Source organism: Acidovorax sp. 94 (assembly GCF_003634645.1).
In the GTDB taxonomy this organism is placed as follows: domain Bacteria; phylum Pseudomonadota; class Gammaproteobacteria; order Burkholderiales; family Burkholderiaceae_C; genus Acidovorax; species Acidovorax facilis.
On the sequence record NZ_RBJA01000001.1, the window covers coordinates 5153956 to 5173199 of the forward strand.

The following is a 19244-nucleotide window of genomic DNA, read 5'->3' on the forward strand; positions in this document are numbered from 1 at the left end:
AAGCGCTGGGGGCCGATTTTGATGAAAACCGGGGCGGCTGCGGAGCGGGCGAGCGCCGCTACAGGCCGTTGTTGCTGGGCGTCTTGCTTTGCGAGCGCAGGAACAGGCGCGAGACGGTCTGTGCCGTCTGGGCGCGCACCTCGGCGTCGCCCGCCCGCAGCTCGGCCAAGGTGCCGTGCAGCATCTTCTGCGTGAGGCCGCGCGAGAGGGCTTCGAGCACGGCGTCCACATCCTCGCCCTTGGCCAGCAGCTTCTTGGCGCGCGCGATTTCCAGCGCACGCCACTCGTCGGTCTGGGCGTTGAGCTGCTGAATCAGCGGTACCACACCACCGGCTTGGCCGACAGGGCTGCGCAGCTCCATCCAGTGCATGAAGCTCTGCACGCCCGCGTCGATGATGGCCTCGGCCTGGGCCACGGCGGCCTGGCGGTTGGCCTGCGCGGTCTGCACCACACTGGCCAGGTCGTCCACGGTGTAGAGGTACACGTCGCCCAGGGCCTTGACCTCGGGCTCGATGTCGCGCGGCACGGCCAGATCGACCATGAACATGGGGCGGTGGCGGCGCTTCTTGAGTGCGCGCTCCACGGCACCCAGGCCGATGATGGGCAGGCTGCTCGCGGTGCAGCTGATGACGGCGTCGAACTCGTGCAGGCGCTCGGGCAGGTCGGCCAGGCGCATCACCTCGCCGCCAAAGCGGGTGGCGAGCTTTTCGCCGCGCTCCAGGGTGCGGTTGGCAATGGCGATGGCCTTGGGGTTCTTGGCGGCGAAGTGCGTGGCACACAGTTCGATCATCTCGCCCGCGCCGACGAACAAAATCTTGGTCTCGGAGATGTCTTCAAACAGCTGGCCCGCCAAACGCACTGCGGCGGCGGCCATGCTGATGCTGTGCGCACCAATCTCGGTGCTGCTGCGCACTTCCTTGGCCACGGCAAAGCTGCGCTGGAACAGCTGGTTGAGCGTGGTGCCCAGGGCGCCAGCGGTTTCGGCGGCGCGCACGGCGTCTTTCATCTGGCCGAGGATCTGGGCCTCGCCCAGCACCATCGAATCGAGCCCGCTGGCCACGCGGAAGGCGTGGCGTGCGACGAGGCTGTCTTCCAGGGTGTACGAGTGCGAGCGCAGCAGCGCGGGGCTGACGCCGCCGCTCTGGGCCAGCCAGCCCAGCGTATGGTCCATGGCTGCCTGCTCGCCCGCGCAGTAAATTTCGGTGCGGTTGCAGGTGGAGATGATGGCTGTTTCCACCCCGGGATGGCGGCTGGTGGTGCCCAGCGACTGGCGCAAACCGTGCAACGTGGGGGCAATCTGGTCGAGCGCGAACGCGAACCGGCCACGCAGATCGAGCGGCGCGGTGGTGTGGTTGATGCCGAGGGCCCAGACTGCCATAAGCTGCGATTATAAAATTGTTGGCCCGAACAGGCGGCCTTGCTTGTTCAAGCCTTGATTTGGGTCAATTCCATGGGTCCACTGGACATCGCCAACCACCTTCTCAACTTTGTTGCACCCGCCGCCGCCATGGCGCTGGTGTTGGTGCTTTCGGGCCGTCTGGTGGGCTCCCGCAGTGCCTCGGCGATGTCGGTGTGGCTGCGCTGGGTGATTCTGTTTGCCGTGGGTGTGGCGGTGCTCGCAGCGGGGCTGGTGCTGTGGGGGCGTGACGGCAAGATGCTGACCTATGCCGCCCTGGTTGTGGCCTGCGCTACCTGCCAGTGGGTGCTGGTGCGGGGCTGGAAAGCTTGAAGCTTTCAGCAAGCCGTCACGTGTTTTGAGGGTTTGCGAGGGGTGGTTTTGGGGGCTCTGGCGCCCTTGTGTCTGATAGCCTTGGTGCCGCCCCTATGGCGTGCCATGTCATGGGTATTGGCGGTTTCACCCGCCGCTGACGAAGCCCCCTACACCGACTGCTGGAGACATTCCCCATGAAGCTGCTGCGTACCTGGATCACCCTGGCTGCGGGCTTGGCCCTTTCCGCTGCCGTGCACGCACAGGCTTTCCCGTCCAAACCCATACGTGTGGTCGTGGGCTTCCCGGCTGGCGGGCCTTTGGACCAGCATGCACGCCTGCTGTCCGATAAGCTGCAGGCCGTGCTCGGCCAGCCGGTGGTGCTGGACTACAAGGCCGGTGCCGGTGGCACCGTGGGCGCGCAGGACGTGATGAAAGCACCGCCCGACGGCCACACCATCATGCTGGCCAACACGGGTGTGATGGTGATCAACCCGGGGCTCTACAGCCGGTTGCCGTATTCGACCCTCAAGGACTTTGTGCCGATTGCGCGCACCGCCATGCAGCCACTGGCGCTGCTGGTGAACCCCAACGTGCCTGCCAAGAGCCTCAAGGAGTTCATGGACTACGCCCGGGCCAAGCCGGGCCAGGTCAACTTTGGCTCGGCGGGCAATGGTGGCATCAGCCACCTGGTGCCCGAGATGTTCAAGACCGCCACGGGTCTGTTCATGGTGCACATCCCCTACCGGGGTAGTGCCCCTGCGTTCACCGACCTCATGGGCGGGCAGGTGCAGTTCATGGCCGAGAGCATCCCCCAGGCCGCCGCGTACCACAAACAGGGCAAGGTGCGCGCCCTGGCGGTGACCAGCAAGGAGCGCAACCCCGCACTGCCCGATGTGCCCACGGTGATCGAGAGTGGCATCAAGGGATTCGAGGTGGTGGGTTTCTATGGCTTTCTGGCCCCGGCCGGCACGCCCAAGGAGGCTGTGAACAAGCTCAGCGAGGCCTTCGGCCAGGTGCTGCAGATGCCCGATGTGCGCAACCGCATGGTGAGCCAGGGGGCCGACCCGGCGTTTCTGGGCTCGGAGGACTTCGCGAAATTCCTGGCGTCCGAGATGCCACGCTGGGCCGAGGCGGTGAAAAAGTCGGGCGCGAAGCTGGACTGACCCCCTGAGGCGCTGCACGCCTTCCCCCTGAAGGGGGACGCGACCCCTGGCCCGGCGAAGCCGGTTCCACGGTGGCACTGGCTTGGGGCGTGGATGGTTTGAAGGCGCGCCCTATGGCGTGACGGGCGAAAAGAAGTCCACGCGGTCGGTGATGATGCCGTCCGTGCCCAGGGCGATGAGCCGCTGTGCGGCCCAGTCGTCGTTCACCGTGTAGCTCAGCGCGCGCAGGCCGTCGCCGTGGATGCGCGCAACCAGCGCCGCATCCCACAGCGCGTGGTTGCAGACGATGGCCACGCAGCCCAGCTCGCGGGCCGTGTTGTGCCAGCCGTCCCACAGCGTGTCCAGCAACAGGGCGCGGGGGATGTGGGGTGCTGTGGCGCGGGCGCCAGCCAGCGCTTCGGGTCGGAATGACGAGAACAGGGGCAACACCGCCTGGCCGTGCCACAGCCGCGCCGCATGCTCGCCCACTACCTGGCCAGTCTTTTCCTCCACGCCGGGTGTTGGCTTGATCTCGATGTTCAGCAAGAACCCGTTGGCAATGCAGTAGTGCGCAATGTTCTCCAGCGTGGGGAGCGGCTCGCCGGCGTAGCTGCGTGAATGCCAGGCGCCAGCATCCAGCTGTGACAGGGCCGCCCAGGGGTGATCGCCCCCGACCGCGCTGGCTGCCGAGCCCAGTGCCTGCGCGCCATTGGTCGTGCGGTCCAGCGTGGCATCGTGCATCAGAAACGGTACGCCGTCGGCACTCAGCTTGGCATCGCACTCGAACATGCGATAGCCATACTGTGCTCCCAGCCGGAAGGCGGCCAGGGTGTTTTCAGGGGCGAGCTTGCCAGCGCCACGGTGGGCGATCCAGCGGGGGTAGGGCCAGGGGGCGAGGGCGGGCGAGGGTACGCTCATGCGGGTTCACCAAATTTCAGCAGGTTGCCGTGGGGGTCGATGACGAACATCTCCTTCATGCCCCAGGGCTGGACAACAGGTGGCGCCAGCTGCAGGCCGCGCGCCGTGAAATCCGCGTGCAGCGCTTCTGTGTCGGCACGCACATAACACGAGGTGTTCTCTGCAATGTGGCGCTCGGTGCAGGGCCAGAAGTGCAGCTCGCAGCCATCGCGCTGCAGGATCAGGTAGTTGTCCATCTCCAGCAGCGGATCAAAGCCCAGGTGCCTGGTGTAGAACCGCAGGGTTTCTGCAAGGTCCAGAGACGCCAGCACCGGGACTGTGGCCTGAACCTTGCCCCCGGTACTGGCAGCTGGCTTGGGTGGCATCGGTTCAGGCCGCGATGCGCTTGCCGGTGGTGGCATCGAACGCGTGCAGGCGATCTGCGCGGGGCTGAACATGGATCACGGAATCGGGCGCAGGGGAGTGCGTGCCTTCTTCAACGCGCACGATGATCTGCTCGCCATTGATGCGACCATAGATCAGGCGCTCGGCGCCCAGCAGCTCCACCGTCTCGACCGTGACCGCCCAGCCTTCGCTGCGCACATCCAGGTGCTCGGGGCGGATGCCCAGGATGGTGCCGGGGGCGGCGCTCGGCGCGTTCTTGAGCAGGTTCATGGGCGGCGAGCCGATGAAGCTGGCCACGAAGGTGGACGCGGGCGTGTGGTAGACCTCTTCGGGCGTGCCGAACTGTTCCATGTTGCCGGCGTTCATCACGATCATGCGTTCAGCCAATGTCATGGCCTCGACCTGGTCGTGTGTGACGAACAGGCTGGTGATGCCCAGCTCGCGGTGCAGCTTCTGGATCTCCAGGCGGGTCTGGGCGCGCAGCTTGGCGTCCAGGTTGGACAGCGGCTCGTCGAACAGAAACACCTGGGGCTGGCGCACGATGGCGCGGCCCATGGCCACGCGCTGGCGCTGGCCGCCCGAGAGTTCGCGCGGCTTGCGCTCCAGCAGGTGGCCCAGTTCGAGGATCTTGGCGGCCTTGTCCACGCGCGCCTTGATCTCGTCCTTGGGCACCTTGGCGATCTTCAGGCCATACGCCATGTTGTCGAAGTTCGTCATGTGCGGGTACAGCGCGTAGTTCTGGAACACCATCGCGATGTCGCGCTGGGCAGGTTCCAGGTTGTTCACCACACGGTCGCCGATGCGCAGCTCGCCGCCGGAGATTTCTTCCAGGCCGGCGACCATGCGCAGCAGGGTGGATTTGCCGCAGCCCGAGGGGCCGACGATCACGATGAATTCACCGTCCTTGACCTCGGCGTTCACGCCGTGGATGACCTGGTTGGCCTTGGGGCCGTGCCCGTAGCGCTTGATGATGTTGCGAAGAGAGATGGATGCCATTTTGCTATTAAATATGTAGCTGCTAGCGCAGATGTATGAAGCGGTAGGGCCCGTTTTATCTTTATTTTTCAGTGTCCACCAGGCCCTTGACGAACCAGCGCTGCATGACCACCACCACAAAGGCAGGTGGCAGCATGGCCAGCAGGGCCGTGGCCATCACGATGTTCCACTCGTTGCCTGCGTCGCCGCCGGCCAGCATGCGCTTGATGCCGATCACCACGGGGTACATGTCTTCGGACGTGGTCACCAACAGGGGCCACAGATACTGGTTCCAGCCATAGATGAACTGGATCACGAACAGCGCGGCAATCGAGGTGCGCGACAGCGGCACCAGGATGTCCTTGAAAAAGCGCATCGGACCGGCGCCATCCACACGCGCGGCTTCGACCAGTTCATCGGGCACCGTGAGGAAGAACTGCCGGAACAGGAACGTGGCCGTGGCCGAGGCGATCAGCGGCACTGTGAGGCCCGCATAGGTGTTGAGCATGCCCAGGTCCGACACCACCTGGTAGGTGGGCCCGATACGCACTTCCACGGGCAGCATCAGCGTGATGAAGATCAGCCAGAAGCAGATGCCCTTGAAAGGGAAGCGGAAGTACACGATGGCAAACGCCGACAACAGCGAGATGGCGATCTTGCCCAGCGTGATGACCATGGCGGTGACAAAACTCACCCACATCATGTGCGCCACGGGTGCGGTAGAGCCCGCGCCGGTTCCGCCGCCGAACAATGCGTCGTGGTAGGTCTGCCAGAAGTTGCCGCCGGGCACCATGGGCATGGGCACCTGCACGATGTCCTGCGCCGTGTGGGTGGAGGCCACGAAGGCCAGGTACAGCGGGAAGCCGACGATGATCACGCCCAGCACCATGATGAGGTGCGAGAACGCGGTGAGGTAGGGACTACGTTCAACCATTGGAATCTTTCAGGATCGAAGCTTGGCCCACTGCGCCCGCAAAAGACACGACGCAGGCGAGGGCCGCCGAGCAAGGGCCGCCCCGCAGTGAGGGCGGCGTCCCCCTGGAGGGGGAAGGCGCGAAGCGACTCAGGGGGTGCTTCATATTCAGTACTGCACTTTCTTCTCGACGTAGCGGAATTGGATGACCGTCAGCACAACGACGATGGCCATCAGCACCACCGACTGTGCGGCCGATCCGCCCATGTCCATGGCCTTGAAGCCATCGTGGTACACCTTGTAGACCAGGATGGACGTGTCGCGGCCCGGGCCGCCCTGCGTGGTGGCGTCCACGATGGCGAAGGTGTCGAAGAATGCATACACCACATTGATCACCAGCAGGAAGAACGTGGTGGGCGACAGCAGCGGGAACTGGATGCTCCAGAAGCGGCGCCATGGGCCTGCACCGTCAATCGCGGCCGCCTCGATGAGCGACTTGGGGATGGACTGCAAGCCCGCCAGGAAGAACAGGAAGTTGTAGGAGATCTGCTTCCACACCGCCGCAATCACGATCAGCGCCATCGCGTGGTCGGAGTTGAGCATGTGGTTCCAGTCGAAACCCGACTGGCGCAGCATGTAGGCCACCACGCCCAGCGAGGGCGAGAACATGAACATCCACAGCACGCCCGCCACCGCAGGCGCCACGGCGTAGGGCAGCAGCAGCGCGGTCTTGTAGACCATGGCGCCCTTGATGATGCGGTCGGCAAAGATCGCAAGGAACAGCGACAGCGTGATGCCGCTCACCGCCACCAGGATAGAGAAGAAGGCCGTGGTTTTGAACGATGCCAGGTAGCCCGGGTCCTGGAACAGGTCCCGGAAATTGTCGAAACCGACCCATTCCTTCGAAAACCCGAAGGAGTCCTGCATCTGGAACGACTGCACCAGGGCTTGGCCGGCTGGCCAGAAAAAGAAGACGCTGATGATGGCCAGTTGGGGTGCCAGAAGCACCCATGGCAGCCATGCAGAGCGGAATAAAACGCGTTTTTCCATGTCGAAACTCTCAAAAAGAAAACCCCGCCGCCCCGTGAACCAATAGGGTTGACGGGGCGGCGGGCTTTCGATGCCACCCGGCAGTGCTGCTGGGCGGTATCGGCAGATGTTCGGCAGTGTTTACTTGTTGGCGCGGGCGAAGCGGCCTAGTTGCTCGTTGCCACGGGTCACGGCGGTGTCCAGTGCTTCCTTGGGCGACTTCTTGCCCGACCAGATCTGCTCGGTTTCCTCGTCGATGATGGCGCGGATCTGCACGAAGTTGCCCAGGCGGATGCCGCGCGACTTGTCCGTGGCCTTCTTGATCATCTGCGTCACGGCCACGTCGGTGCCGGGGTTCTTGGTGTAGAAGCCCGAAGCCTCGGTCAGCTGGTAGGCGCCCATGGTCACAGGCAGGTAGCCCGTGCGCTGGTGGCTCGCAGCCTGCACCTTGGTGTCGTTCAGGAAGTTCAGGAAATCGGCCACGCCCTTGTATTCCTCGGCCTTCTTGCCAGACATCACCCACAGGCTGGCACCACCAATGGCGGTGTTCTGGGGGGCACCCTTCACGTCAGGGTAGTAGGGCAGGGCCGAGATGCCGTAGGCAAACTTGGCTTCCTTGGCCACGCGGGCGTACAGGCCCGAGGAGCCCGTCATCATGGCGCACTCGCCCGAGGGGAAGGATGCGTCCGGCACGTTGCCACGGCCCTTGTAGACGAAGCTGCCGTCCTTGGAGGCCTTGGCCAGGTTCTCAAAGTGGCGCACGTGCAATGGCGAGTTGACCTGCAGCTGGGCGTCGTTGCCGTCAAAGCCGTTGTTCTTGGACGCGAACAGCGTGTTGTGCCACAGCGAGAAGCTTTCAAGCTGCGTCCAGCTGATCCAGCTGGTGGTGAACGGGCAGCTGTGACCGCTGGCCTTGAGCTTGGACGCGGCGGCAAACACTTCGGGCCAGGTCTTGGGCGGCTTGTCGGCGTCCAGGCCGGCCTTCTTGAAGGCATCCTTGTTGTAATAGAACACCGTCGTGGAGCTGTTGAGCGGGTAGCTCAGCATCTGGCCATTGGGCGCGGTGTAGTAGCCAGCCACAGCTGACACGTACTGGGTGGGGTCGAACTTGAAGCCGCCGTCGTTCAATACCTTGGCGACGGGCACGATGGCGCCCTTGCTGGCCATCATGGTGGCGGTGCCCACTTCAAACACCTGCAGGATGTGGGGGGCGTTGCCCGCACGGAAGGCGGCGATGGCGCCTGTCATGGATTCGTCATAAGTGCCCTTGTAAGTGGGCACGACCTTGTACTTGGTCTGGCTGGCGTTGTACTGCTTGGCCAGGTCATTGACCCAGTCGCCCAGCGCTGCGCTCATCGAATGCCACCACTGAATCTCAACTTGCTGCGCCTGGGCTTGCGCAGGTGCGCAGACCGACAGGGCAATGGCAGCGCAGACCGCCAGATGCTTCGTTTGCATGAATATTTCCTCCGAGGATGACGAAAAGCACAAAGGCTGGATGCTATGCAGCCGATGTGACATTGATATGTCGTTGTCGCATGACCCCAGCGCTTGCAACAACCGGGAAACCCCTTGGGTAACCCGCAAGGGGAGCGATTGTGACTCTTTTGTGACAAGGTGTGGCGCATTTGCCGAGGCTTGCAAGGTTTTGTGCAATGCACCATGCTGGTGACTGTTCGCTGGTCCCTGTCGCACCGGTTCGTTCGCGCCGCAGCGCGCCGGTTTCTTCCTTCTCCATTTCCTTCTTTCTTATTGCCATGGCCACCAATTCGCTGGACAAGAACAAGATCAAATTTCTGCTGCTCGAAGGCATTCACTCCTCTGCGGTGGATGTGATCCGCGCGGCGGGCTATACGCAGATCGAGACGGTGTCTGGCGCACTGCCCGACGATGAGCTCAAGCGCAAGATCGCGGATGTGCACTTTGTGGGCATCCGCTCGCGCACGCAGCTCACCGAGGAAGTGTTTGCCCAGGCCCACAAGCTCGTGGCCGTGGGCTGCTTTTGCATTGGCACCAACCAGGTGGATCTGAATGCGGCGCGCGAGCGTGGCATTGCGGTGTTCAATGCGCCGTACTCCAACACCCGCTCGGTGGCCGAGCTGGTGCTGGCGGAAGCCATCCTGCTGCTGCGCGGTATTCCCGAGAAGAACGCGGTGGCGCACCGGGGTGGCTGGCTCAAGTCGGCCGACAACGCGTATGAAATTCGGGGCAAGACCCTGGGCATCGTGGGTTACGGCTCCATCGGCACCCAGCTGTCGGTGCTGGCCGAGGCGATGGGCATGCACGTGGCCTTCTTTGATGTGGTCAACAAGCTGCCCCTGGGCAATGCCCGCCAGGTGCAGCACCTGCACGACCTGCTGGGCCAGAGCGACATCGTGAGCCTGCACGTGCCCGAGTTGCCGTCCACCGAGGGAATGATCGGCGCCGCCGAGATCGCGGCCATGAAGCCAGGCGGCATCCTCATCAACGCCGCGCGGGGCACGGTGGTGGATATTGAAGCGCTGGCCGCATCGCTCAAGGCCAAGAAGCTGCTGGGCGCCGCCATCGACGTGTTCCCGGTCGAGCCACGCACCAACAAGGACGAGTTCCAGTCCCCCCTGCGTGGCCTGGACAACGTGATCCTGACTCCCCACATCGGCGGCTCTACCATGGAGGCACAGGCCAACATCGGCCTCGAAGTGGCGGAAAAGTTGGTGAAATACAGCGACAACGGCACCAGCACCTCGTCGGTGAACTTTCCAGAGGTCGCGCTGCCCGCCCACCCCGGCAAGCACCGCCTGCTGCACATCCACCGCAACGTGCCGGGTGTGTTGTCCGAAATCAACCGCATCTTCTCGGACAACCAGATCAACATCTCGGCCCAGTACCTGCAGACCAACGAGAAGATCGGCTATGTGGTGATCGACATCGACGCCGCCTCGTCGGATCTGGCATTGGACAAGCTTGCGCAGGTCGGCGGAACCCTGCGCAGCCGTGTGCTGTTCTGAGCGCCAGAGTGGGGGCCGACGCGGGGAGGGCACCGTGGCATAAAATCACGCCCCCACCCCAGGTAGACCCCCATGAATGTTCCGATCGCGTTGGCGGCCTTGCAGACGCAGGCCGCCGAGCCTGCCCGTCTGCGAGAAATTCCCTATAACTACACCTCGTTCTCCGACCGGGAGATCGTGATCCGCCTGCTGGGGTCCTCATCCTGGGAGGTGCTGGACCAATTGCGCAAAGAGCGCCGCACCGGCCGCTCGGCCCGCATGCTGTATGAAGTGCTGGGCGATATCTGGGTCGTGCAGCGCAACCCTTACCTGCAGGACGACCTGCTGGACAACCCCAACCGCCGCAAGCTGCTGGTCGATGCCCTTCAGCACCGCCTGGGCGAGATCGAAAAGCGCCGCACCCCTGCCGATGACGCCGGACGCGACCGTCTGGTGGGTGAACTGGTCGTCGCTGCGCGCCGCGCAGTGGCCGAGTTCAATGCCACCTTCGAGCAGGCCGCGCAGCTGCGCCGCCAGATCCAGAAGACTCTGGGCCGCCTGACGGCCAAGGACAACATCAAGTTCGACGGCCTCTCCCGCGTGAGCCATGTGACCGATGCGACCGACTGGCGCGTCGAGTACCCGTTTGTGGTGCTGACCCCCGACACTGAGGTCGAGATGGCGGGCCTGGTCAAGGGCTGTATCGAGCTGGGCCTGACCATCATTCCCCGTGGGGGCGGCACCGGCTACACCGGCGGCGCCATTCCGTTGACGTGGAAGAGCGTGGTCATCAACACCGAAAAGCTTGAAGCCATGACCGAGGTGGAGATGCGCCGCCTGCCGGGCCTGGACCGCGAGGTGGGCACGGTGTGGACCGAGGCCGGCGTGGTGACCCAGCGCGTGGCCGATGCGGCCGAGCGCGCCGGTTTTGTGTTTGCGGTGGACCCGACCAGCGCCGAGGCCAGTTGCATCGGCGGCAATATCGCCATGAACGCGGGTGGCAAGAAGGCCGTGCTGTGGGGCACGGCGCTGGACAACCTGGCCAGCTGGCGCATGGTCACGCCCGACGCCCAGTGGCTCGAAGTGACGCGCTTGGACCACAACATGGGCAAGATCCATGACGTGGAGACGGCCACCTTCGAGCTGCAGTATTTCGAGGCCGATGGCAAGACGCCCGTGCGCACCGAGCGCCTGAGCATCCCGGGCAAGACTTTCCGCAAGGAAGGCCTGGGCAAGGACGTGACGGACAAGTTCCTCGCGGGCCTGCCCGGCATCCAGAAGGAAGGCTGCGACGGCCTGATCACCAGCGCGCGCTGGGTGGTGCACCGCATGCCCGAGCACACGCGCACCGTGTGCCTGGAGTTCTTCGGCAACGCCAAGGACGCCGTGCCCAGCATCGTCGAGATCAAGGACTTCATGTTCGCCGAGCAAAAGCGCAGTGGCGTGCTGCTGGCGGGCCTGGAACACCTGGATGACCGCTATCTGAAGGCCGTGGGCTACGCCACCAAAAGCAAGAAGGGCAACGGCGGCCTGCCCAAGATGGTGCTGATTGGCGACATCGCGGGCGACAACGCCGACGACGTGGCCCGCGTGACCAGCGAGGTCGTGCGCCTGGCCAACACCCGCAGCGGCGAAGGCTTTGTGGCCATCACGGCCGATGCGCGCAAGAAGTTCTGGGCGGACCGCAAGAAGACGGCGGCCATCAGCCGCCACACCAACGCCTTCAAGATCAACGAAGACGTGGTGATCCCGCTGCCGCGCATGGCCGAGTACACCGACGGCATCGAGCGCATCAACATCGAGCTGAGCCTGCGCAACAAGATCAAGCTGTGCGATGCGCTGACCGAGTTCTTCGAGCGCGGCAACCTGCCCCTGGGCAAGCATGACGCCGACGACGAAGTCCCATCGCCCGAGCTGCTGCAGGAGCGCGTAGCCCAGGCCATCGCCCTGGTGGAAGAGGTGCGCGCGCTGTGGCAAGGCTGGCTGCACGATGTGGAAACGCTGTTCCCCCAGCTGCAGGACCACACGCTGCGCGCCAGCTGGAAGACCCAGCTGCGGGCGCCGCTGCAAGGCATCTTCACCGGCGCGGCGTTCAAGCCCATCCTGGACGAGGCTGTGGCCATCCACAAGCGCGTGCTCAAGGGCCGGGTGTGGGTGGCGCTGCACATGCATGCGGGCGACGGCAATGTGCACACCAACCTGCCCGTCAACAGCGACGACTACGAGATGCTGCAGACCGCGCACGAGGCCGTGGCGCGCATCATGGTGCTGGCGCGCAGCCTGGACGGCGTGATCTCGGGCGAACACGGCATTGGCATCACCAAGCTGGAGTTTCTGACCGACGAAGAGCTGCGCCCCTTTGCCGAGTACAAGCGCAAGGTGGACCCGGAAGGTCGCTTCAACAAGGGTAAGTTGCTCCGAAATCAGGAGCTGTCAGCGCTTGATGGACAAGCGCTAGAGGCCAAAAGCGCTTCAAACGCTGCGTTGATGCACGCCGATTTGACGAATGCCTACACGCCGAGCTTCGGCCTGATGGGGCATGAGTCGCTGATCATGCAGCAGAGCGATATCGGTGCGATTGCCGACAGCGTGAAGGACTGCCTGCGCTGCGGCAAGTGCAAGCCCGTGTGCTCCACGCATGTGCCACGCGCCAACCTGCTCTACAGCCCGCGCAACAAGATCCTGGCCACCTCGCTGCTGGTCGAGGCCTTCCTGTACGAAGAGCAGACGCGCCGGGGTGTGAGCATCAAGCACTGGCAGGAGTTTGAAGACGTGGCCGACCACTGCACGGTGTGCCACAAGTGCGAAAGCCCCTGCCCGGTGAAGATCGACTTCGGCGACGTCACCATGAACATGCGCAACCTGCTGCGCAAGATGGGCAAGAAGACGTTCCGGCCTGGCAACGCGCTGGCGATGACCATGCTCAACGCCACCAACCCGGACACCATCAAGTTCATGCGTTCGGCCATGGTGGATGTGGGCTTCAAGGCTCAGCGCCTGGCCGTGGACCTGCTGCGCAAGGTGGGCCGCAAGCAAACGGCCAAGCCGCCTGCGACGGTGGGCACCGCTCCGATCAAGGAGCAGGTGATCCATTTCATCAACAAGAAGCTGCCGGGCGGCCTGCCCAAGAAGACGGCGCGCGCGCTGCTCGACATCGAGGACAAGGACTACGTGCCGATCATCCGCAACCCGCAGGCCACCACGGCCGAGACGGAGGCGGTGTTCTACTTCCCTGGCTGCGGGTCAGAGCGCTTGTTCTCGCAGGTCGGTTTGGCGACCCAGGCCATGCTGTGGCACGCGGGCGTGCAGACGGTGCTGCCGCCTGGGTACCTGTGCTGCGGTTACCCGCAGCGCGGTTCGGGCCAGTTCGACAAGGCGGAGAAGATGATCACGGACAACCGTGTGCTCTTCCACCGCGTGGCGAACACGCTCAACTACCTCGATATCAAGACCGTGGTGGTGAGTTGCGGCACCTGCTACGACCAGCTGCAGGGCTACGAGTTTGACAAGATCTTCCCGGGCAGCCGCATCATCGACATCCACGAGTACCTGCTGGAAAAGGGCATTCAGCTGCAAGGCAAGGGCGCCTACCTGTACCACGAGCCCTGCCACAACCCCATGAAGCTGCAGGACTCGATGAAGACCGTGAAGGCGCTGGTGGGCGAGCAGGTCTTGAAGAGTGAGCGTTGCTGCGGCGAATCGGGCACGCTGGGTGTGACCCGGCCCGACGTGTCCACGCAGGTGCGCTTCCGCAAGGAAGAAGAGATCAAAAAGGGCGAAGCCCAGCTGCGTGCCAGCGGTGCTGTCGGCGCGCAGGACAACGTGAAGATCCTCACCAGCTGCCCCAGTTGCCTGCAGGGCCTGAACCGCTACGAAGGCGATCTGAACAACGGCCTGCTCGAAGCCGACTACATCGTGGTCGAGATGGCGCGCGAGATTCTGGGCGAGAACTGGATGCCCGACTACGTACAGCGTGCCAACAACGGCGGCATCGAGCGGGTGCTGGTCTGATGGCCTGCCCCTTGTGCGCTGAAGACGGTGGCGCATTGGTGTGGCGTGGTGAGCGCCTGCGTGTCATCCGTGCGCAGGAGGCGGGGTTTCCTGCCTTCTATCGCGTGGTGTGGAATGCACATGTGGCCGAGTTCTCGGACCTGGCTGCCGTTGATCGTGTGCACTGCATGGAGGCAGTGGCCCTGGTGGAGCAGGCCCTGCGCCAGCACCTGTCGCCCACCAAGGTCAACATCGCGGCGCTGGGCAACATGGTGCCGCACCTGCACTGGCATGTGATTGCGCGGTTTGACTGGGACAGTCACTTTCCATCGCCCGTGTGGGCGGCGGTGCAGCGGCCCAGCCCGGCGGCGCAAGAGGCCGGCGTGCGGACCCTGCTGCCCGCGCTGGAGGCGCAGTTGCAATCGCGGCTGGCCCAGTTGCCTACCCGGTAACCCTGTTTGCGGTGTGCCCCAGAGCGGGTGGGACAATCGCAGAGGTCGTTTCTGACAACAGTTTTCTCACAGGTGAATCCATGGCAGGTTTGAAAGCGGGTGCGCCCACGCCGCAGGCAATCACGGTGCACGAGGCATCGCGGGTGCTCGAAGTAGGGTTCTCCGATGGCGCCACGTTCCGCATTCCGTTCGAGCTGATGCGTGTGTATTCACCGTCGGCCGAAGTGCAGGGCCACGGCCCAGGCCAGGAAGTGCTGCAGACGGGCAAGCGGGAGGTCACGCTGCTCAATCTGGAACCCGTGGGCAACTATGCGGTCAAGCCCACGTTTTCTGACGGGCATGACAGCGGCATCTTCACCTGGGACTACCTCTACGAACTGGGCGACAAGCAAGACGCGCTGTGGACCCAGTACACCGAGCGGCTGGCCGCTGCGGGGGCGGACCGCGATGCGCCGATGGCGCCTCAGGGTGGTGCCGGTGGCCATGCCTGTGGCAGTCATTGAGGCTGCGGGCCGAGTGTTTTTCTGGAGGAGCACAGAACTCGGCGGAAGCCCTTGTCTGTCAAGGTGCTATTGAAATAATAGCTGTTGGTGCAATATAGAAAGGCGCTGGCGGCTGATTTCTTTTCAATAGCGTTGTCCAAATTGCGACAGATGCCCCATTTCAGTGCGGGGTTGTCGCTGTACCTCTGGCGTTCACGCGCCTAGCATGAATCTTATGAGCACCACGCATTTCGGTTTTCAGTCGGTGGACGAGCAGGAAAAAGCACGCCGCGTGCGCGGCGTGTTCGACTCCGTGGCCTCCAAGTACGACGTGATGAACGACCTCATGTCGGCGGGCCTGCACCGTGCCTGGAAGGCCTACACCGTGATGGTGGCCAACCTCAGCGAAGGCAGCCAGGTGCTCGATATTGCAGGGGGCACGGGCGACCTGGCGCTGGCGTTCTCCGAGAAGGTGGGCGCCACCGGCCGTGTGGTGCACACCGACATCAACGAAGCCATGCTGCGCGTGGGGCGCGACCGCCTGATTGATGCGGGTGTGGTGTTGCCGACACTGGTCTGCGATGCCGAGAAGCTGCCGTTCCCCGACGCACATTTCGATGTGGTGAGCGTTGCTTTTGGCCTGCGCAACATGACGCACAAGGACCAGGCGATTGCCGAAATGTGCCGCGTGCTCAAGCCCGGCGGCAAGCTGCTGGTGCTGGAGTTTTCAAAGGTCGCAAAGCCACTCGAAAAGGTGTACGACTGGTATTCGTTCAAGGTGCTGCCCCAGTTGGGCAAGCTGGTGGCGGGCGACGACGCCAGCTACCGCTACCTGGCCGAGTCCATCCGCATGCACCCCGGGCAGGAAGAGCTCAAAAGCCTCATGCAAAAAAATGGCTTTGGGCATGTGGACTATCACAACATGACAGGGGGCATTGTGGCCTTGCATGTTGGAATCAAGTGCTGAGCGTTTCGCTCAGTCATTAACGGAGACGGAGAAGTCATGATGAAACTGTGGTCTGTGGTGTTGGTTGCGATGCTGGCGTTTGCGCACGCCGATGCCGACGCCCGGCGACTGGGCGGTGGTAAATCGACGGGGCAGCAATCGAGCAACGTTACGCAGCGTGAGTCGGCAGCGCCGGGTGCGCCCGCCCAGAATGCGACCAATGCGGCGGCTGCCAAGCCGCCTGCTGCGGGTGCAGCTCCGGCTGCGGCAGCGGCCAAGAAGCCTTGGGGCGCGATGCTGGGTGGCCTGGCCGCTGGCCTGGGCTTGGCCTGGCTGGCCAGCTCGTTGGGGCTGGGTGCAGGGTTTGCCAACATTCTGATGATTGCGTTGCTGGCAGTGGCCGCGTTTGCCATCTTCAAGATGGTGATGCGCGCACGCAGTGGCGGTGGCAACGGTGGCGCTGCTGCCGGTGGTGCGCCGTTCGCGTTCCAGGGCGCGGGTGCTGCCACGCCCGCCGCAGCGCAGGTGCCTCCGCAGTACAGCCCCAACAACGTGGGCAACGACGCCTCGGCGCGCCCCTGGGAGCGCAGCAGCATGGCGTTTGATGCCTCGCGCGCTGCACAAGGCGGTGCGGGTTCGGGCGCGGTGATCGGCTCGGGCCTGTCCGGGTCGCAGAACTGGGGGATTCCTGAAGGCTTCGATACCGAGGGCTTCCTGACTGCCGCCAAGCGCAACTTCGTCACCTTGCAAGCGGCCTGGGACCGTTCGGACATCGCCACCCTGCGCTCCATGATGACCGACAGCATGCTCGGCGAGATTCGCACCCAGCTCACGGAGCGCGAAGACCACCGTGGCATGCAGCCCAACCACACCGACGTGGTCATGATCGAAGCCCAGTTGCTGGGCATTGAAGACCTGGGCGACGGCTACATGGCCAGCGTCGAGTTCTCCGGCATGATCCGCGAGGAGCCCTCAGCCGGCCCGAGCCCCTTCCGCGAGGTCTGGAACATGACCAAGCCCAAGGCCGGCAGCAGCGGCTGGCTGGTGGCCGGCGTGCAGGCCCTGCAGTAATAAAGGAAATGCCCCGCTGTGGGGCTATCCCAGTTCAGGGAATAATCGGGGACTATGGCAACACCACAGTCCCCTTTTTCGTTTCTGGACGGCCTCTTTGAGCGTGTGGCCGCCGGCCCCCAACCCCCCCAGTGGCTCGTGCATGAGATGCAGCAGCGCATGGTGCTGTTCCTTAACCATGTACTGATGCAGGAAAAAGAGGCCATGGACCGCCTGGTGCGTCAGAAGGGCCGCATCGCCCGCGTGCAGTGGCGTGCGTATTCGATGGCCCTGGTCATCACGCCCGCTGGGCTGTTCAACCTGGCGCACGAAACTGCCGCGCCCGATCTGCAGCTTCACGTCACCGAGACCTCTCCCTTTGCGCTGGCCCAGACGGCCCTGCGGGGTGACAAGCCCGCCATCCGTATTGAGGGCGATGTGCAACTGGCCGCCGAAATCAACTGGCTGGTCGATCACGTGCGCTGGGATGTTGAGGAGGACCTGGCGCGTGTGATCGGTGACGCTCCCGCCCACACTGTGGCGCAGGTGGCGAGCCGCGCTGCGCAGGCGCTGCGCCAGTTCGTGGGCACGCGCGTTGCACCAACGTCGTCAGCCGTCGCGCCCATGCCATCCGGACCCTCCACGCCTTCCGCGCCCAACAGCGGTTCCGACCGGGCTGGCGCATGAAGCAGTTCCTGAGGGGCGGCGCCATCCTGTGGGTGGTGTTCCGGTACGGCCTGGACGCCATGGTGCTGGACAGTTTCCAGAAGCCCTGGCTGCGATCGGTATCGCGCGTCCTGTCGTTCGGACGCAACCTGGATGCACCGCGCGGCCAGCGGCTGCGCTTGGCGCTGGAGCGCCTGGGCCCCATCTTCGTCAAGTTTGGTCAGGTGCTTTCGACACGCCGCGACCTGCTGCCGCCCGATGTGGCCGACGAGCTGGCCCGGCTGCAGGACCGCGTGCCGCCCTTCGACCCGGAGATCGCCATCGCCACGATCGAGCGGGCATTCCGGCGGCCGGTGGATGAGGTTTTCACGTTCTTTGACCGCGTGCCGGTGGCCAGTGCCTCCATTGCGCAGGTGCATTTCGCCACGCTGCGGGACCGCCATGGCATCGAGCGCGAGGTGGCGGTCAAGGTGCTGCGCCCGGGCATGTTGCCCGTGATCGAGAAAGACCTGAGTCTCATGCGCATGATGGCCGGGTGGGTGGAGAGCCTGTCGGCCGACGGCAAGCGCCTCAAGCCCCGCGAGGTGGTGGCCGAGTTCGACAACTACCTGCACGACGAACTGGATCTGGTGCGGGAGGCCGCCAACGCCGCGCAGCTGCGCCGCAACATGCAGGGGCTGGACCTGGTGCTGATCCCTGAGATTTTCTGGGACTTCTGCCACCCCGAGGTCATGGTGATGCAGCGCATGAACGGTGTGCCCATCAGCCAGATCGAGCGCCTACGGGAAGCCGGGGTGGACATCCCCAAACTCGCGCGCGACGGCGTCACCATCTTCTTTACCCAGGTGTTCCGTGACGGCTTCTTTCATGCCGACATGCACCCCGGCAACATCCAGGTGAGCCTGGATCCGGCCACCTTTGGGCGCTATATCTCGCTGGATTTCGGCATCGTGGGCACGCTCACCGAGTCTGACAAGGAGTACCTGGCGCAGAATTTCGTGGCGTTCTTCCGGCGCGACTACAAGCGCGTGGCGGAGCTGCACATCGAAAGTGGCTGGGTGCCGCCCGAGACGCGGGTGAACGACCTCGAATCGGCCATCCGCGCCGTGTGCGAGCCGTACTTTGATCGCCCGCTCAAGGAGATCTCATTGGGCATGGTGCTGATGCGCCTGTTCCAGACCTCGCGCCGCTTCCACGTCGAGATTCAGCCCCAGCTGGTGCTGCTGCAAAAGACACTGCTCAATATCGAAGGCCTGGGCCGCGAGCTGGACCCGGAGCTGGACCTGTGGAGCACCGCCAAGCCCTTCCTGGAAAAGTGGATGCTGGAGCAGATGGGGCCGCAGCGCCTGTGGCGGGAGCTGCGGGCCGAGGCGCCCCACTATGCCAAGCTGATTCCCGAACTGCCGCGCCTGCTGCACGACGCCTTGCGGCAGCGCCCGGCTGACCAGCAGCAAGCCTTGCGCGAACTGCTGGAAGTCCAGCACCGTACCAACCGGCTGCTCCAGTCCATCATTTATGGCGGCGTCGGTTTTGTGCTGGGCCTTCTGGCGATGCAGTTGTTTGTGCGGATGCGGATTTTCTGAAACGGTGCGAACGGCACGAAAGTTGCCTTCATAATCC

At 64.1% G+C, this 19244-nt stretch carries 17 protein-coding genes; 10 read left to right on the top strand and 7 right to left on the bottom strand.

The window, feature by feature from the left end:
- Positions 1 to 58: 58 nt before the first annotated feature.
- A complete protein-coding gene (hemA, locus tag C8C94_RS23730) occupies positions 59 to 1378 on the bottom strand; it encodes a glutamyl-tRNA reductase (RefSeq protein ID WP_121422461.1) in 1320 nt (439 codons plus the stop codon).
- 72 nt (positions 1379 to 1450) lie between these two features.
- Here hemA and C8C94_RS23735 point away from each other — a divergent pair, with 72 nt between their 5' ends.
- Both C8C94_RS23735 and C8C94_RS23740 read left to right on the top strand, forming a co-directional pair.
- On the top strand, positions 1451 to 1729 hold the full coding sequence (locus tag C8C94_RS23735; protein WP_121422462.1) for a hypothetical protein: 279 nt from the start codon (positions 1451 to 1453) through the stop codon (positions 1727 to 1729).
- 176 nt (positions 1730 to 1905) lie between these two features.
- Complete coding sequence (locus C8C94_RS23740; RefSeq protein WP_055399149.1) at positions 1906 to 2874, top strand: tripartite tricarboxylate transporter substrate binding protein; 969 nt, start codon at positions 1906 to 1908, stop codon at positions 2872 to 2874.
- A 111-nt stretch (positions 2875 to 2985) separates the two neighbouring features.
- On the opposite strand, the gene ugpQ is transcribed toward C8C94_RS23740, so the two are convergent.
- From ugpQ to ugpB, 6 genes are all read right to left on the bottom strand, one after another.
- The gene (gene ugpQ / locus C8C94_RS23745; protein ID WP_121422463.1) at positions 2986 to 3771 is read right to left on the bottom strand and encodes a glycerophosphodiester phosphodiesterase; all 786 of its coding nucleotides are present in this window, start codon (positions 3769 to 3771) and stop codon (positions 2986 to 2988) included.
- A complete protein-coding gene (locus C8C94_RS23750; protein ID WP_121422464.1) occupies positions 3768 to 4136 on the bottom strand; it encodes a VOC family protein in 369 nt (122 codons plus the stop codon). Before C8C94_RS23750 ends, ugpQ begins: the two co-directional genes overlap by 4 nt.
- Before the next feature lie 4 nt (positions 4137 to 4140).
- A complete protein-coding gene (locus tag C8C94_RS23755) occupies positions 4141 to 5151 on the bottom strand; it encodes a sn-glycerol-3-phosphate import ATP-binding protein UgpC (RefSeq protein WP_055399144.1) in 1011 nt (336 codons plus the stop codon).
- A 61-nt stretch (positions 5152 to 5212) separates the two neighbouring features.
- Entirely contained in the window at positions 5213 to 6064 is an 852-nt protein-coding gene (ugpE, locus tag C8C94_RS23760) for a sn-glycerol-3-phosphate ABC transporter permease UgpE (protein ID WP_121422465.1), read from the bottom strand.
- A 147-nt stretch (positions 6065 to 6211) separates the two neighbouring features.
- The gene (ugpA, locus tag C8C94_RS23765) at positions 6212 to 7093 is read right to left on the bottom strand and encodes a sn-glycerol-3-phosphate ABC transporter permease UgpA (RefSeq protein WP_121422466.1); all 882 of its coding nucleotides are present in this window, start codon (positions 7091 to 7093) and stop codon (positions 6212 to 6214) included.
- 120 nt (positions 7094 to 7213) lie between these two features.
- The gene (ugpB, locus tag C8C94_RS23770) at positions 7214 to 8530 is read right to left on the bottom strand and encodes a sn-glycerol-3-phosphate ABC transporter substrate-binding protein UgpB (RefSeq protein ID WP_055399138.1); all 1317 of its coding nucleotides are present in this window, start codon (positions 8528 to 8530) and stop codon (positions 7214 to 7216) included.
- 299 nt (positions 8531 to 8829) lie between these two features.
- Here ugpB and serA point away from each other — a divergent pair, with 299 nt between their 5' ends.
- From serA to ubiB, 8 genes are all read left to right on the top strand, one after another.
- Positions 8830 to 10059, top strand: a complete 1230-nt coding sequence (gene serA / locus C8C94_RS23775; RefSeq protein WP_121422467.1) for a phosphoglycerate dehydrogenase — start codon at positions 8830 to 8832, stop codon at positions 10057 to 10059.
- A gap of 72 nt (positions 10060 to 10131) precedes the next feature.
- Positions 10132 to 14049, top strand: a complete 3918-nt coding sequence (locus C8C94_RS23780; RefSeq protein ID WP_121422468.1) for an FAD/FMN-binding oxidoreductase — start codon at positions 10132 to 10134, stop codon at positions 14047 to 14049.
- Entirely contained in the window at positions 14049 to 14480 is a 432-nt protein-coding gene (locus C8C94_RS23785) for an HIT family protein (protein WP_121422469.1), read from the top strand. Before C8C94_RS23780 ends, C8C94_RS23785 begins: the two co-directional genes overlap by 1 nt.
- A gap of 80 nt (positions 14481 to 14560) precedes the next feature.
- On the top strand, positions 14561 to 14983 hold the full coding sequence (locus C8C94_RS23790; protein ID WP_121422470.1) for a gamma-butyrobetaine hydroxylase-like domain-containing protein: 423 nt from the start codon (positions 14561 to 14563) through the stop codon (positions 14981 to 14983).
- A 214-nt stretch (positions 14984 to 15197) separates the two neighbouring features.
- Complete coding sequence (gene ubiE, locus C8C94_RS23795; protein WP_121422471.1) at positions 15198 to 15929, top strand: bifunctional demethylmenaquinone methyltransferase/2-methoxy-6-polyprenyl-1,4-benzoquinol methylase UbiE; 732 nt, start codon at positions 15198 to 15200, stop codon at positions 15927 to 15929.
- A gap of 36 nt (positions 15930 to 15965) precedes the next feature.
- Positions 15966 to 16979 carry a Tim44 domain-containing protein gene (locus C8C94_RS23800; RefSeq protein WP_121422472.1) on the top strand — a complete coding sequence of 338 codons (1014 nt, stop codon included), beginning with the start codon at positions 15966 to 15968 and terminating at the stop codon, positions 16977 to 16979.
- Positions 16980 to 17033: 54 nt separating this feature from the next.
- Positions 17034 to 17645 (top strand): SCP2 domain-containing protein, encoded by a 612-nt coding sequence (locus tag C8C94_RS23805; protein ID WP_121422473.1) that lies wholly within the window; start codon positions 17034 to 17036, stop codon positions 17643 to 17645.
- On the top strand, positions 17642 to 19207 hold the full coding sequence (gene ubiB / locus C8C94_RS23810; RefSeq protein WP_121422474.1) for a ubiquinone biosynthesis regulatory protein kinase UbiB: 1566 nt from the start codon (positions 17642 to 17644) through the stop codon (positions 19205 to 19207). The genes C8C94_RS23805 and ubiB overlap by 4 nt, the downstream gene beginning before the upstream one ends.
- Positions 19208 to 19244 lie beyond the last annotated feature (37 nt).

Excerpts from the sequence above, each read along its gene's own strand:
- ugpA (WP_121422466.1), bottom strand. The coding sequence starts at position 7,093 with ATGGAAAAACGCGTTTTATTCCGCTCTGCATGGCTGCCATGGGTGCTT.
- C8C94_RS23805 (WP_121422473.1), top strand. The coding sequence starts at position 17,034 with ATGGCAACACCACAGTCCCCTTTTTCGTTTCTGGACGGCCTCTTTGAG.
- C8C94_RS23735 (WP_121422462.1), top strand. The coding sequence starts at position 1,451 with ATGGGTCCACTGGACATCGCCAACCACCTTCTCAACTTTGTTGCACCC.
- ubiB (WP_121422474.1), top strand. The coding sequence starts at position 17,642 with ATGAAGCAGTTCCTGAGGGGCGGCGCCATCCTGTGGGTGGTGTTCCGG.
- ubiE (WP_121422471.1), top strand. The coding sequence starts at position 15,198 with ATGAGCACCACGCATTTCGGTTTTCAGTCGGTGGACGAGCAGGAAAAA.
- C8C94_RS23785 (WP_121422469.1), top strand. The coding sequence starts at position 14,049 with ATGGCCTGCCCCTTGTGCGCTGAAGACGGTGGCGCATTGGTGTGGCGT.
- C8C94_RS23740 (WP_055399149.1), top strand. The coding sequence starts at position 1,906 with ATGAAGCTGCTGCGTACCTGGATCACCCTGGCTGCGGGCTTGGCCCTT.
- C8C94_RS23755 (WP_055399144.1), bottom strand. The coding sequence starts at position 5,151 with ATGGCATCCATCTCTCTTCGCAACATCATCAAGCGCTACGGGCACGGC.
- C8C94_RS23790 (WP_121422470.1), top strand. The coding sequence starts at position 14,561 with ATGGCAGGTTTGAAAGCGGGTGCGCCCACGCCGCAGGCAATCACGGTG.
- ugpE (WP_121422465.1), bottom strand. The coding sequence starts at position 6,064 with ATGGTTGAACGTAGTCCCTACCTCACCGCGTTCTCGCACCTCATCATG.
- ugpB (WP_055399138.1), bottom strand. The coding sequence starts at position 8,530 with ATGCAAACGAAGCATCTGGCGGTCTGCGCTGCCATTGCCCTGTCGGTC.
- hemA (WP_121422461.1), bottom strand. The coding sequence starts at position 1,378 with ATGGCAGTCTGGGCCCTCGGCATCAACCACACCACCGCGCCGCTCGAT.
- serA (WP_121422467.1), top strand. The coding sequence starts at position 8,830 with ATGGCCACCAATTCGCTGGACAAGAACAAGATCAAATTTCTGCTGCTC.
- C8C94_RS23800 (WP_121422472.1), top strand. The coding sequence starts at position 15,966 with ATGATGAAACTGTGGTCTGTGGTGTTGGTTGCGATGCTGGCGTTTGCG.
- ugpQ (WP_121422463.1), bottom strand. The coding sequence starts at position 3,771 with ATGAGCGTACCCTCGCCCGCCCTCGCCCCCTGGCCCTACCCCCGCTGG.
- C8C94_RS23750 (WP_121422464.1), bottom strand. The coding sequence starts at position 4,136 with ATGCCACCCAAGCCAGCTGCCAGTACCGGGGGCAAGGTTCAGGCCACA.
- C8C94_RS23780 (WP_121422468.1), top strand. The coding sequence starts at position 10,132 with ATGAATGTTCCGATCGCGTTGGCGGCCTTGCAGACGCAGGCCGCCGAG.